Genomic DNA, 14,701 nt, shown 5'->3' on the forward strand with positions numbered 1-14,701 from the left:
GAAGCGATCTGCCCGTTGGCGAATCGTTTCAATTAAATATAATGGTGATACAAACACCAACATTAGTCGTCCATCAAAATCGTATAACCACGGATACCATGTTCCTCGCTATCGAGACCATGTTTCTCCATTTCTTCACTGACACGCAATCCCATGGTAATTTTCAAGATGTAAAAAATGATGAAAGCACCTATCGCAGCGGCCGCTCCGCAGGCAAGCACGCCATACAACTGCGGCATGAATGACGCTCCTTCACCAAATATTCCGGTGGCCAAAGTTCCCCATATCCCACAGGTAAGGTGTACGGATACAGCACCTACGCAGTCATCCAGTTTCAACTTGTCTAAAAGGATGACGGAAAACACAACTAGAATACCGGCTACGCCACCGATGACCAATGCTTCCAAAGGCGTGATGATATCGGCACTCGCCGTTACACCTACCAAGCCTGCCAGTACCCCATTCAGTACCATACCGAAATCAATACGCTTGAATGCAATCATACTGGTAAAATGTCCACCTATAGCTCCACCGCAAGCACCTAATGTTGTGGTGACTAATACCAAGGAAACTAAACCAGGATCAGCCGACAGCACCGAACCACCATTGAAACCAAACCAGCCTAACCACAGCAAGAAGACACCAATGGTTGCCAACGGTACGGATGATCCAGGGAAATCCTTGGTTTTACCATTGTTAAATTTACCGATACGCGGACCCAATAGCCATATTCCTACCAAGGCCCCCCATCCACCTACGGAATGTACCAACGTGGAGCCAGCGAAATCGTAGAAACCCAGCTCATCCAAGAATCCACCACCCCATTTCCAACTGCCGATGATGGGATAGACAACGCTAAGGAACACCAACGTGAAGGTTAGGTAAGCACTTAGCTTGATTCGTTCAGCCACTGCACCGGAAACTATGGTAGCGGCAGTAGCAGCAAACATGGCCTGGAAGAAAAAATCTGTCCAGAATGTGTACCCACCTTCTGCATACCCGGCACTTACATCAGCTGTACCCGATGAAAACCAAAGGATATCCCAGCTTTCATAACTGAAGCCAAGGAAACCGTTAAAGTCACCCGGATACATTAACGCAAAACCCGTTAGCATATAGGTGACCACTCCTAAGACCGGGGTCATCGTGTTTTTGAAAAGGATGTTCACCGTGTTTTTGGACTGCGTAAAACCCGCCTCCACACCGGCAAAACCCAAATGCATAACGAATACCAATGCTGCCGCAAGCATCATCCAGATATTGTTAGCAGTCAACATTACATCCGCGACCGACGTGCCGTCCGTCGTTGCATCCTGCATGGAAATGGATAGCAGGGGAAATGCCATCCCTGTGCTAAACAAATCAGCCAAACAGGAAAAATTTGCTGTAAAAACCTCCATAATATTAAAAAATTAGATATAAAAATGGTTAAAAATTAGCATACAAACAATTTACAATGCAAATATGTACAAATATTTCATTAAATCAATATTTTTATTAAAAAAATGAGAAAAAATTCAAAAATTTTGTATTTATATTGTTTTATATATATAAAATCAACATCAAACAATGGAATATAACTATTAAACACTGATAAATTAACAAAACTACATCCTTTGAACCCAAAATATTTCCGATAAACACATTTATACACCTAAAAGCTCATTGAAAATATCCAGTTACCAAGAAAACAGGATGTGGAAAACAAAAAAATGCCCGGCAGAAAGTCTGCCGGGCATCATGATTTTATTAGTTTGGAGTATGGTTACTCTCCTAAGATATTATGCAACACGTGATCATATACCTCTTTGGCGTGGCTTACGGTATCATATAGCTCCTCATCTACCACAAATCCATTTTTAGTAACAGCACCTAACAGTGAAAACTCCGTTCCACTCGCGGCCATCAATTCGACAAAGGCCTCCTGCGCATCGGGTTTTACCGATACTACAATCCTACCTTGCGCTTCACCAAAGAGGAAAGCATCTTTGCGGATCTCGCTATCGGTATCAATGGCAAAGCCAAGGTTGCCCGCCATGGCCGATTCTGCCAAGGCTACGTATAAACCGCCATCGGAGACATCATGGGCTGATACAATCATTTTCTCGTGAATCAGGTGCTTGATGACCTGATGCGTGGCATATTCCTCATCCAAGTCGAAGTAGGGTGCAGGAGAAGCCTTCACACCATGGTAAGAGGCCAGGTATTGTGACGATGCGATATCATCACGGGATTCTCCAACCAAGTAGATATAGTCGCCCTCTACCTTTAAATGCAATGTCATGATATTAGAAGCATCATTAAGTACGCCCAGCATACCAATGGTGGGAGTGGGAAACACCGAACCGCCATCTGCTGATTGGTTGTAGAAGCTCACATTCCCCCCAGTCACAGGGGTCTGAAATTTAAGGCAAGCCTCTCCCATTCCTTTAATGGCATTCACAAATTGCCAATATACCTCGGGAATGTAAGGGTTGCCAAAGTTGAGGCAATTGGTGATGGCCGATGGTTCGCCACCGGCACAAGTGATGTTGCGGGCTGCTTCTGCCACAGCGATTGCGCAACCCTTGCGGGGATCGGCGTTTACATAACGTGAATTGCAATCTACGGTCAGTGCAATGGCTTTGTTGGTACCTTTCACAGCCACCACCGCCGCATCGCTCGGACGGTTAGCAGTCATGTTGGCTGTACCCACCATGGAGTCGTATTGCTTTGTCACCCAACGCTTGGAAGCAATATTTGGATGCGAAAGTAGATGTTGCGCCACTTCGCGCAAATCATCGGGCTCAGCAATATCCTCCATCCTAAATTTTTGGTATTCGGCATAATAAGCCGGCTCCTTGTATTCGCGGTGATATACAGGGGCTCCCCCGCCAAGCACCAAATCATCGGCAGGCAAATCGGCCACCAACTCATCGTTCATATAATATTCCAATCGCTGGGTGTCCGTGACTTCACCAATGATGGCACAATTCAAATCCCATTTTTCAAATACGGCTTCTACATCGGCCTCTCGCCCTTTCTGTACCACAATAAGCATCCGCTCCTGCGATTCAGACAGTAATATCTCAAAGGGCTTCATGTTTGCCTGGCGGGTGGGCACTTTATCCAGGTCGATACGCATGCCATGTTTGCCTTTGGCAGACATCTCGGAATTGGAGCAGATGATTCCGGCAGCACCCATATCTTGCATGCCAATCACCACACCTGTTTTAATCACTTCAAGCGAAGCTTCCAGCAACAGCTTTTCTTGGAAAGGATCGCCAACCTGTACAGCAGGTAGGTCATTCACTGAATCTTCGGTGATATTCTTGGAAGCAAATGCCGCTCCATGTATACCGTCCTTGCCGGTGGCGGATCCCACGATATAGACGGGGTTACCAACACCATAGGATGTGGCCGACACCGTCTCTCCTGCCTTCACAATACCTGCTGACATTGCATTTACCAGCGGGTTGACTTGGTAACATTCATCAAAAAATACTTCCCCCCCTACGGTTGGGATACCAAATGCATTGCCATAATCGCCAATACCTTTAACCACCCCTTTTATCAACCATTGCGTGCGGGGATGGTTGATGTTTCCGAAACGTAAAGAATTGAGTTGGGCGATTGGCCGGGCACCCATCGTAAAGATGTCCCTATTAATACCACCAACGCCAGTAGCCGCTCCTTGGTAGGGTTCCAAAGCCGAAGGGTGGTTGTGCGATTCGATTTTAAAGGCACAGCCAAAATCATCGCCGATATCTACCAACCCCGCATTCTCCTCACCTGCTTTCGCCAACATATGCGGACCGTCCTTGGGCAATGTTTTGAGCCAAACGATCGAGTTTTTATAAGAGCAATGCTCACTCCACATAACCGAAAAGATCGACAATTCGGTGAAATTGGGTGTCCGACCCAAGATTTCGATTATGCGTTCAAACTCCTCAGGTAAAAGCCCTAATTCAACTGCGGTATCTACGGTAGTCAATTCCAGTGTTTCCAAAATGAAGTATTAATGTGATAAATTGCGTTGTGCAAAAGTAAGGATAAGATTTGAGATGTGTGACATGAGATGTGAGATGCAGTCCTAGGTTTATCGGAAAAAATCATATTTTTACGGACAAAGTATAAGCAATGAAGAAAATCCTTTCGATAGATGGTGGTGGAATCCGTGGAATCATCCCTGGAATGCTATTGGTGGCCTTAGAACGAAAACTGAAGCGTGAAAGCGGAAATCCGGATGCTGCCATAGTCGATTATTTTGATTTCTTTGCGGGTACCAGCACCGGAGGCATCCTCATCTGCCTGTTGCTTTGTCCCGACGAGCAAAACCCATCGCGACCCAAATTTACGGCCAAGGAAGCTTTGGACTTATATGTAACCCATGGTACCGACATCTTTAAGGCGGGCTTCTTCAGACGCATGATTGCCAAATTTGGTCTCCTGAGCGAACGGTACCCAAGTACCACGCTGGAGCATGTGTTGGGAACCTATTTCGGTGAAACGAAATTGAGCCAGCTTCTCAAACCTTGTATCGTTACTGCCTATAACATCGAGCTCCGCAAAACTCATTTTTTCAGACAGCAGACCTCCATTATACGTGGTGACCAACGTGACTTCTACCTTCGTGATGTATGCCGGGCCACATCTGCAGCCCCCACCTATTTCAGTGTGGCCGAAATCTATTCGATGAGTGGAACAAGGTATCCCCTGCTCGATGGTGGTGTATTCGCTCCTAACCCATCGATGAGTGCATTGGTGGAAGTAACCAATGCATTCAACCAAACCAAAATCAACGACATTTCCATCTTGTCATTGGGTACGGGGCGTTCCAGGAAATCCTATGACTACGAACACTTCAAAAAAAGCCGCGCAGTATCCATCGGGCCAGCCTTGATAGACATCATGATGAGCGGCGCTGCCGAAAGCAGCGATTTCTTTTTAGCGCAACTATATAGGTCGGTTGGCAGGGCAGAACAATATATACGGATAGAGCCTCGCAATCTCCATAGCATCCGTGAAGGACTTGATGATGCAGATCACAGCAACATCCAGAAGCTGGTTGCATTGGGCGACCGAATGGTGAGTGAACACAATGATGTGCTCAATAAAATGGTAGCAGAACTGATTAAAGAAAAAGAAAGGTCGCTACCCAAAAACCCATGGCGATTTTTATATGCTAAAGGTGAATGATTAATGGTTAATGACCAATCTAAAAAAATAAAATCAACTGATGGAGCAAAAGACAATTGCATTAATAGCTCACGATGGCAAAAAACCTGAAATGGTCGGATTTGTAAAAGACCACATTGAACTGCTGCGTGGCACGAAACTCGTTGCCACTGGCACCACTGGATCATACATCAAGCAAACGGGATTGGATGTCGAGTTGAAATTGAGCGGACCAAAAGGTGGTGATGCGCAAATTGCTGCGTTAGCGGCAGAGGGGAAAGTGGACGCCATTATCTTTTTCCGAGATCCCTTGGGAAAGCATGCCCATGAGCCCGATATTCAGATGTTGATGCGGGTCTGCGATGTGTATAATGTGCCATTGGCTACTAATCCCGCAACCGGGAAACTCATTCTTGAGGGAATGTTTTGAGTGATCGCGTGAATTATGGAAGCTTGAATGCCCAGAAAATAAATAGTTGTGAAAAAAAGCAAGTTTATCTAAGTTTGCAGCTCCATTAAGCTGCTCTCGCCATGGTTAACACAGAAAATAGCGTTACATATTCTCCATTTAGGCACATTTCGCGCGCAGAATGGAAAGAACTCAATGGCCATCTATCCTACCCCATTGCCGATACGGATATCCATAAGCTAAATGCTTTGAATGAGCCGTTGACCATGCAGGAAATCGAAGATGTGTATTTTCCGTTGAGCCATTTACTGCAAATACATGTCGACTGCTATCGGCAGCTGCACCAAAATGCCAATTCATTTTTCAACAACAACACCAAACGACTTCCTTTTATCATCGGGATAGCAGGAAGCGTAGCAGCGGGAAAGAGCACTACGGCAAGGGTACTCCAAAAGGTGTTGTCGCTTTCACCCGGAAATCCCAAAGTAGACCTCGTCACAACCGATGGATTCTTGCATTCCAACCAATATTTAGAAGCGAAAGGCATACTCAATCGCAAGGGATTTCCAGAAAGCTACGATACCAAGCGGTTGCTCGGTTTCCTGTCAGATATCAAGTCGGGCAAGGAATTGGTCGGTGCACCTATATATTCCCACCTGGTGTATGACATCATACCTGATGAATTGCAGTGGGTAGCGCAACCTGACATATTGATTGTAGAAGGCATCAACGTACTTCAGGTCAATGTGAAGGGCAAGTACAATGGGCCACGGGTTTTCGTATCCGATTTTTTTGATTATTCCATATATGTTGATGCAGACCCAGCAAACTTACTGGAGTGGTATATCCAACGGTTTGAATGGCTACGTAAAACGGCCTTCCAGAAACCCGAATCCTACTTTCATCGTTTTGCCGACTTCAATGAAGAACAAAGTATCGCCATGGCCACGAGCATTTGGGAAGAAATCAATAAACCTAACTTAATCAAGAACATCTTACCCACACGTTTCCGCGCAGATCTCATCCTTGAAAAAGGCAGTCACCATTTTGTGAAAAGTGTAAAAATCAGGAAAGGCTAGCGCTGCATATTGGCCTTCGCGGCTTGTCCAGCATCATATGAAATCACATCCTGGAACAAATCGTTACGGATGCGTTTCCTCCGAGTATTGTCTTTGGTGGTAGTTACAAATTGTAATTTATAATGCACAGATTGCCGATCCACACCCACTACTTTCAATTGGAACGTGCCTTCAACGATATTGCCTTTGTGTTTTTGTAAGACACTCACAAGTCTACGCTCCAGCTCCGGCTGATCATAGGCATGCACCAATGGCAATTCGAAATCCATGGAAAGTTTCTTCGAATTCTGCAACGATTGGTTAATGATGTTGGTCGTGAAGGCAGTATTGTTGGGAATCAACACCACGTCGTCATCCTCATTTTTAACCATGATGTTGGCGAGGGTGATGTCAGTGATTTTTCCTTGATGCTCCCCAATCTTGATATGATCACCAATGGTAAGCTGGTCTGAAAACATCAGCAGCAGGCCGCTGATCATATTGGTGATATAATCTTTAAACAGCAAAGCAATGGCCATCGCCACAATGGTGATGCTCGTCAAGAATTCTTTGGGGTTGATACCAAAGCTCAACATAAGCCCCAATACAATAAACACCACGTTTAGTATGGTGGCAAACCGATTGATGCCCACCACATAATTGCCGCGTACACGGTCGTTCCTCTTGTTTCGCCGCCTATACAGCGCAATGAACGTAAAACGCGCGATGGAAATCAAGATACTGCCTGTAAGGAATATGTTCAGCCCATATGCAAATTGGCTCAACCAAAGATTGCCCTGATAAAAATCCTTAGCGAATGAATATCCAATAACCAGCCAAAGCAGCACCTTCAGCGCAAAGACCAGCCTATCCCTGATAGCCATCCGTTTAGTGGTGTGAGATTCCTGCGCCATGACTGTAAATATCACATCCTTTCATATACCATGAACGTATATCCATGGGCATGTCGCTCATCCGGGAGGTGGCTTTCCGAAGACACGAGTACCCACTCATTTTCGTCCAATTCGGGAAAATAACGATCGCCTTCCATACTTGCGTGAACACGTGTAAGGTAAACCCTTGAAACCAACGGCAATGCTTGCCTATAAATTTCGGCGCCCCCTACGATAAAAACCTCCGTTCTACCTTTACAGCATGCCACAGCCTCTTCAAGGGATTGAACGACCTCGGCACCTTCGATCACATAATCGGGCTGGCGAGTGATGATAATATTGCGGCGGTGTGGCAAGGGCTTCCCTACTGAATCAAACGTTTTACGCCCCATGATGATGGGATGGCCAGTGGTGGTCTGCTTGAAAAACTTGAGATCATTGGGCAGATGCCAAAGCAATTCATTGTCTTTGCCGATGGCATTATTTTCGGCGGCAGCCACGATAATGGATAAAAATGGTTTGTCCATAGGTAAGGATTAAGGTATTATACGGCCACAGGTGCTTTGATGTGCGGATGTGGTTCGTAATTCGTTAATTGGAAATCTTCATATTTAAACGCAAAAATATCAGTTACCATCGGATTAATGGTCATAATGGGCAAGGGTTTTAAATCCCTGCTCAACTGCAACTCCACCTGTTCAAAATGATTGCTATAAAGATGGGCATCGCCAAGGGTATGCACAAAATCCGCGGCCTCCATATCACATACTTGAGCCACCATCATCGTAAGCAGGGCATAGGAAGCGATATTGAATGGCACCCCCAGGAAAATATCCGCGCTCCGCTGGTATAGTTGGCAAGAAAGCTGGGGTCTGTCCAGTCCCCTCTCAGGATCTGCCGGTGCCACATAGAATTGGAAGAACGCATGGCATGGAGGAAGCGCCATATGTTCGATTTCGGCCACATTCCATGCGGATACGATGATGCGACGCGAATCCGGGTTGGTCTTCAACTGCTGTATCACCTTCACAATTTGATCAATATACCCACCATCTGGAGTAGGCCAAGAACGCCATTGCGAACCGTAAACAGGCCCCAAATTACCATGCTCATCCGCCCATTCATCCCAAATGCTCACCCCATTTTCCTTGAGGTACCGGATGTTGGTTTCACCCTTGAGAAACCAAATCAATTCATGGATGATGGACCGCAGGTGTAGCTTCTTCGTAGTCACCAAAGGAAAACCCGCCTGGAGGTCGAAACGCATTTGGTAACCGAAAACACTACGTGTTCCCGTACCTGTACGGTCATGTTTTTCCACTCCGTTTTCATATACATAGCGCATCAAATCGAGGTATTGCTTCATGGTGATCTTTCCCTTTATGGGGGTAAAGATAAGGAGATTTCAGGTCGTTGAAGGATAAAAAATATCCACAGCAGTTATCAATGTTAATAACTGGGGTTTTGTTATTAATCCGTGCACATACTCGTACACGCATCGAGATTGTTCTCCCAAAGCCGCGAAGTGGCTTTCTTAGCGTCTTAGCGTGAGCTGAATATATTTTTTGTACTTTTGCCGTTTCAATATGAATAAAAAAGTCGCTTTCTATACCTTGGGGTGTAAGCTGAATTTTTCAGAGACATCCTCCATTGGCCGCATCTTCCAACAGGCCGGGTACGAAACCACGCCTTTCAACAGCAAGGCCGATGTTTTTGTGATTAACACCTGTTCTGTAACGGAGAATGCCAATAGGAAGTGCCGAAAGGTGGTGAAAGAAGCCCTCAACCATTCACCCAATGCATACATTGTCGTTGTAGGCTGCTATGCGCAATTGAAGCCCCGTGAAATCACCGAGATACCGGGAGTAGATATGGTACTGGGTGCCGCAGAAAAGTTCAACATTATTGAACATATTGCCGACTTGACCAAACAGCCCAAAGCAATCATCCATAACGCGCCGATCGCGGAAACCAATCAATTTGTTCCTGCATTCTCAATTGGCGACCGTACCCGAACATTCCTCAAGGTTCAGGATGGGTGCGATTATTCCTGTACATTTTGCACCATTCCTTTAGCAAGGGGCGCAAGCCGTAGCGGAACCATCGACGATTTCGTGAGGCAAGCGGAGGAAATAGCAGCCATGGATGTGAAGGAAATCGTACTTACAGGTGTAAATATCGGCGATTTCGGCATACGCAACGGCACACGTGAAGAATGTTTCCTTGATTTGGTCAAGGCTTTGGATACGATCGATGGCATAGACCGTTTCCGCATATCATCTATCGAACCCAACCTGTTGAGTAATGAAGTTATCGAATTCGTGGCACAATCTGCCCGTTTTGTCCCCCATTTCCACATCCCGTTGCAATCAGGATCCAACAAGGTGCTGGGATTGATGCGCAGGCGGTATCGTAGGGAACTGTATGCCGAGCGGGTAGCGAAAATCAAAGAGTTAATGCCCGACTGTTGTATTGGCGTAGATGCCATCGTTGGGTTTCCGGGCGAAACCCGTGAAGATTTCTTGGAAACCTATCAATTCCTCAACGATTTGGACATTTCCTATTTGCATGTTTTCACCTATTCTGAACGGGAAAACACCATTGCCGCACAAATGGAAGGTGCCGTTCCGGGGGCACAACGTAACGAGCGAAGTAAAATGCTGCATATCCTTTCGGAAAAAAAACGGAGGGCATTTTACCAAACCCAATTAGGCAAGGAAGGTAACGTGTTGTTCGAAGGAGATGTGAAAGATGGTTATATGCACGGTTTCAGCCGCAATTATGTAAAGGTACGTACCCCCTACGATCCTTTACTGGTCAATGAGGTCACTCCCGTTAAGTTTTTGGAAATCACCGATCATGGTGAAGTAGAGGTAGCCGAAGTACCGGAAATGCTAGCCCATTAAGGAATTTCCCTTTATTATTGATTCTCGGCGGCCTTAGCTTCTTTCTCAGCTTGTCGCTGTTGTTTTCGGAAAAAACCCCTGAACAAAAAATTGTGCTGTAAGGCTTCCATGTTTTGATCCAACTTCTCCGTGCTTTGCTCCAAGTTTTCCATGGTTTGCCGCATGTTTTCAGCCACCTCCGGGTCATTTAAAAGCACACCAATGGCATTATCCTTTGCGTTGAACTTATTTGTTGTCTCGTTAAGGTTAGCCACCAAAGCGGAAGCGGTTTGCGTAATACCCTGCAATTGCGCCACAGCGCCCCGTAAATTGGCATAAACAACCGTATCGGTAAGCAAATCATTGATTAACGTGCCTTCGGCATTCATCTTGTCTGTCAACTGGGTAAGCGCTTGGGAAGCCTTGGCCGTATTGGCAGCTGTTAGGTTGAGGTTGGCTATCATCTGCTTGGTATGCACGGCCATCATGGAATCCGTCAATACCGCTCCTATTGTTCCTTCTCCCCGTGCCACCTGCTCACTCAACAACTTGATGTTCTCGGTGATATCCACCAGGTTTTCATTGTTGATTTGCAAGGTGGCAAGCATGGCATCCGTGTCGGTTCCTTTGGAAGACACCAAGATATCCCCACTCTCCACCGCAGGCACATCGCTACTTCCTCCTTCAATGACGATCAATTTATTGCCAATGAAACCTTCGGATCCTATTTTGGCGATGGCGTTCTTACGGATGTATTCACGTGATTTTTCCTCAATGGCCATCACGATTTCCACTTGTTTGAGATTCTTGAAATTTATTGCTTTTATCGTTCCTATCTTCACCCCTGAAAACCAAACATTATTCCCAGATTTCAACCCACTCACGTCATCAAATACCGTCGAAACCTTCACGGTCCTCGAAAAACGATTTTGCTGTCCACCCAGGACGAGTATCCCAGCCACCAATATGATAATCCCAACCAACACAAAAAGCCCTACGATCATTGCACGTTTATTCTCTGTGGCACTCATAGTTATATGATAAAATTGTAATCGTAAAATGGTTTGACCCGTTCGTCATTCGTGTCAAAAATCTCGTCAAAACTTCCCCCCCGTTCAAAACTGCCATCCAGCAACATGACTATCCGGTCGCCAACCGACTTGGCACAAGCCAAATCATGGGTGATGATGATAGAAGAAGTCTTGTATTTCTCTTGCACTTCATTAATGAGCCCATTGATTTCGATACAGGTAATCGGATCCAATCCAGCTGTAGGCTCATCATAAAGCATGATTTCGGGCCTAAGGATTAATGTACGTGCTATGCCGATGCGTTTCCGTTGCCCACCAGACAATTCCGAAGGCATTTGACCGATGGTATGCAAGAGGCCAACAGCATCCAGCACATCTTCCACTTCACTGTTGATTTCATTGCGGGAAAGATGGCGTTTGTTCCTAACAAGTGGAAACTCCAAGTTTTCCCTTACCGTCATGCTATCGTATAATGCACTGCTCTGAAAAGAAAAGCCGATTTTTAATCGAAGTAATTGTAAGGCCTTTTCATCCAGTTCATCCACAGGCTCGCCTAGCACTTCAATGGTACCTGTGTCGGGTTTAAGTAATCCGGATATAAGCTTGATCAACACGGATTTACCTGTTCCTGAGCGACCCAATACCACGAGGTTTTCACCCTTGAACAAATGCAGGTCTACCCCGCGGAGCACATCCAAGTCGCCAAAAGACTTGCTCACTCCCTTCACGGTGATTACCTTGGTGTGCTGGTCGATATGTTCACGTTCATTCACCATCGTTATGTACGCATTCCTTGAATAATTTGTACAATTAATATTTCCTCAACAAAGATAAGAAACATAGACATCACCACTGCCCAGTTGGCAGCCTTTCCCACACCCTCTGTTCCCTTGGAGGAATTATATCCTTGATAGCACCCTACAATGCCAATCGTGTACCCAAAGACCACGGCTTTGAGCACCAGGGAAAAAATATCCAAGTAACTCACCGCCTCAAACACCTGCGAAAAATAAACCACAAAACTGGTACTTTCATGCTGGTTTACACTCAAATAAGCACCTAACAATCCAACACATGCGGTATATAGCGAGAGAATTGGAATGGTGATGGTGGTGGCTAATACCCGACTTACCACTAAAAATTTGAATGGGTTGGTACCCGACACTTCCATGGCATCAATCTGTTCGGTCACTTTCATGGAGCCCAATTCGGCCCCAATCTGTGAACCCACCTTACCTGATGCGATAAGAGCGGTGACCAACGGGGCCAACGCCCTGATGATGGCAATGGATATCAATGCCGGCAACCAAGAAGTAGCCCCAAACTCAGCCAGCGATGGCCGGGATTGGTTGGTAAACACAATGCCCGTGATGAAGCCGGTTAGCGAAATCAACGGCAAGGATTTCCATCCTACCTCGTAACACTGCTTTATAATCTCCTTGAACTCATACGGTGGCCGCACCAATTCCCTAAAAAAGCGCATAACAAATCGATGGATGCCACCCAATTCGATCAGTATACGTTTAATCTTATTTAGCATGAGATGTATTTAAGCGATACAAACATTGGCGATATACCAAGTTCCATTCAGTATTTTTCAATTTGAAGCCACAAACTTAGACAAAAGATTTCAGATTTCACAGCTGTATACCTTAGGCTGATTGCTGACAGCTAATAACTGATCGCCAACAGCTAAATAAACAACTGGCACGGTTTTTTAAGCGATATAAAAGTATATTGGAAAAGAGGCTATTAAGTAACATTCCAGTTTTATATCGTTGCCGTGATTAAACCATTGGTTTGGTATAGCGGTCTTACCAATAGAAGAAAATTAACAGGAGTGTTGCACATTTTAAATCAACATGTCATGAAAACGTTAAGAAAAACCGGACTTTTAATACTGTCAGCATTTACTTTCATCGTATTTGCAGGAACAAAAACAGCGGATGCTCAGCCCGGTATGAGTGTTTCATTCCAATTGTTCTATGACGAACTTGCTCCTTATGGAGAATGGGTCGACGACCCTGAGTATGGATATATTTGGCTTCCAGATGCTGGATCTAATTTCCAACCTTATGCTACCAATGGGCATTGGATGATGACCACTTACGGTAATACATGGGTATCCAATTATGATTGGGGTTGGGCTCCCTTCCATTATGGCCGTTGGACACATAGCGATTATTATGGATGGGCATGGGTGCCCGGATACGAATGGGGACCTGCATGGGTAAATTGGCGTAGTGGCGGCAACTACTATGGCTGGGCTCCACTTGGACCACGCATGAGTATCAACGTGAGCATTGGTATCCCGCACCACCATTATATATTTGTGCCTCAACGTTATGTTTACAGCCCTAGGGTATATAGCTACTGCGCGCCATATAGAAACCGTGTGACGATATATAACCGTACCACCATTATCAACAACACATATGTCTACAACAACCGTACATATGTCAGTGGCCCACGTCGCAGTGAAATCGAACGGGCTACGCGTAGCAGGGTATCCGTTAGGGAAGTCGGCAATGCCTCCCGTCCCGGAAGGGCATCGGTAAGTAGCCGTTCTGTAAACATATACCGTCCGGAGGTGAATCGTAACACACAGGCTTCGGCACGTCCAAGCAGGGTTTCAGATGCAGCTTCAGTAAGGTCGGCAAACAGCTCACGCGGCACCACAGTTAGCCGCAACAATGCGACCAACAACAAGGAGCGTACCCGCAACAATGCAGTCAGCACGCGTAGTAACGGCGCTCGTGAAGCACGCCGACCTACAAGCTCGGCTAGCCGCAGCAATAATAACAATGCGGTGAAACCAACTTCAAACACGAGGTCGACAGCCAACACCCGTGGTGCGTCCACGACCGTACAGCGCTCGGGAAACGACAAACAGGCTACCTCCCGTCAAAGTAATGCGGCTCCAGCGACACGTACAAGAAGTGAACGCACAGCACCAACATCCCGCAGGGCGCCCAATAACAACACCGTTCGGGCTTCCTCTGCGCGCACAAACAATACCCGCACTGGTGTACAGCCATCGGCACGTAGTAGCAGCAAGGCAACGGTGAAACCACAAAGCAGCCAACGTAGCAGTGGTGTCACATCGCGCTCGCAGTCAAAGTCACGACCAAGTGTGTCACCAAGTCGCACCTCTTCAAGCAGCAAAAGCAGCAGTGCGACTTCGCGGAGCAGCCGTTCTTCCGAAAAGGGTGGTTCTTCACGCGGACGTAATTAAGGATATCCCCTAGTTAGAAAATTGGATATATAA

13 protein-coding genes are annotated in these 14,701 nt (G+C 46.0%); 5 read left to right on the forward strand and 8 right to left on the reverse strand.

Going from position 1 to position 14,701, the window contains the following annotated elements:
* Positions 1-62 precede the first annotated feature (62 nt).
* Together NF543_RS08445 and purL are read right to left on the reverse strand one after the other, a co-directional pair.
* A complete protein-coding gene (locus tag NF543_RS08445) occupies positions 63-1,400 on the reverse strand; it encodes an ammonium transporter (protein WP_257667678.1) in 1,338 nt (445 codons plus the stop codon).
* A gap of 365 nt (positions 1,401-1,765) precedes the next feature.
* Complete coding sequence (purL, locus tag NF543_RS08450; RefSeq protein ID WP_257667679.1) at positions 1,766-3,988, reverse strand: phosphoribosylformylglycinamidine synthase subunit PurL; 2,223 nt, start codon at positions 3,986-3,988, stop codon at positions 1,766-1,768.
* Between the two features lie 131 nt (positions 3,989-4,119).
* Between purL and NF543_RS08455 the strand changes: the two genes are divergently transcribed.
* The 3 genes from NF543_RS08455 to coaA all read left to right on the forward strand — a co-directional run bounded on the left by NF543_RS08455 (position 4,120) and on the right by coaA (position 6,645).
* Positions 4,120-5,178: a patatin-like phospholipase family protein gene (locus NF543_RS08455; protein WP_257667680.1), complete on the forward strand. Its 1,059-nt coding sequence runs from the start codon at positions 4,120-4,122 to the stop codon at positions 5,176-5,178.
* Positions 5,179-5,218: 40 nt separating this feature from the next.
* Positions 5,219-5,587: a methylglyoxal synthase gene (locus NF543_RS08460; protein ID WP_257667681.1), complete on the forward strand. Its 369-nt coding sequence runs from the start codon at positions 5,219-5,221 to the stop codon at positions 5,585-5,587.
* 101 nt (positions 5,588-5,688) lie between these two features.
* Positions 5,689-6,645: a type I pantothenate kinase gene (gene coaA / locus NF543_RS08465; protein ID WP_257667682.1), complete on the forward strand. Its 957-nt coding sequence runs from the start codon at positions 5,689-5,691 to the stop codon at positions 6,643-6,645.
* Here coaA and NF543_RS08470 read toward each other — a convergent pair.
* Genes NF543_RS08470 through NF543_RS08480 form a run of 3 tightly spaced genes read right to left on the reverse strand, consistent with a single transcriptional unit; the run spans position 6,642 to position 8,883 of the window.
* Positions 6,642-7,538 (reverse strand): mechanosensitive ion channel family protein, encoded by an 897-nt coding sequence (locus NF543_RS08470; protein WP_257667683.1) that lies wholly within the window; start codon positions 7,536-7,538, stop codon positions 6,642-6,644. The two genes, coaA and NF543_RS08470, sit on opposite strands and share 4 nt — an antisense overlap.
* A gap of 11 nt (positions 7,539-7,549) precedes the next feature.
* Entirely contained in the window at positions 7,550-8,044 is a 495-nt protein-coding gene (locus NF543_RS08475) for a dihydrofolate reductase (RefSeq protein WP_257667684.1), read from the reverse strand.
* 17 nt (positions 8,045-8,061) lie between these two features.
* Positions 8,062-8,883: a thymidylate synthase gene (locus tag NF543_RS08480; protein WP_257667685.1), complete on the reverse strand. Its 822-nt coding sequence runs from the start codon at positions 8,881-8,883 to the stop codon at positions 8,062-8,064.
* Between the two features lie 220 nt (positions 8,884-9,103).
* Here NF543_RS08480 and mtaB point away from each other — a divergent pair, with 220 nt between their 5' ends.
* Complete coding sequence (gene mtaB, locus NF543_RS08485; RefSeq protein WP_257667686.1) at positions 9,104-10,423, forward strand: tRNA (N(6)-L-threonylcarbamoyladenosine(37)-C(2))-methylthiotransferase MtaB; 1,320 nt, start codon at positions 9,104-9,106, stop codon at positions 10,421-10,423.
* A 14-nt stretch (positions 10,424-10,437) separates the two neighbouring features.
* On the opposite strand, the gene NF543_RS08490 is transcribed toward mtaB, so the two are convergent.
* From NF543_RS08490 to NF543_RS08500, 3 genes are read right to left on the reverse strand one after another with little or no spacing between them, the layout of a single operon-like run.
* A complete protein-coding gene (locus tag NF543_RS08490) occupies positions 10,438-11,433 on the reverse strand; it encodes an MlaD family protein (protein ID WP_257667687.1) in 996 nt (331 codons plus the stop codon).
* 2 nt (positions 11,434-11,435) lie between these two features.
* Entirely contained in the window at positions 11,436-12,209 is a 774-nt protein-coding gene (locus NF543_RS08495) for an ABC transporter ATP-binding protein (protein ID WP_257667688.1), read from the reverse strand.
* 2 nt (positions 12,210-12,211) lie between these two features.
* Positions 12,212-12,973, reverse strand: a complete 762-nt coding sequence (locus NF543_RS08500) for an MlaE family ABC transporter permease (protein WP_257667689.1) — start codon at positions 12,971-12,973, stop codon at positions 12,212-12,214.
* Positions 12,974-13,300: 327 nt separating this feature from the next.
* Here NF543_RS08500 and NF543_RS08505 point away from each other — a divergent pair, with 327 nt between their 5' ends.
* Positions 13,301-14,668, forward strand: coding sequence for a DUF6600 domain-containing protein (locus NF543_RS08505; RefSeq protein ID WP_257667690.1), 1,368 nt, complete (start codon positions 13,301-13,303; stop codon positions 14,666-14,668).
* The last annotated feature ends 33 nt before the right edge of the window (positions 14,669-14,701 follow it).

Source organism: Parapedobacter tibetensis, from assembly GCF_024704835.1.
GTDB classification, from domain to species: domain Bacteria; phylum Bacteroidota; class Bacteroidia; order Sphingobacteriales; family Sphingobacteriaceae; genus Parapedobacter; species Parapedobacter tibetensis.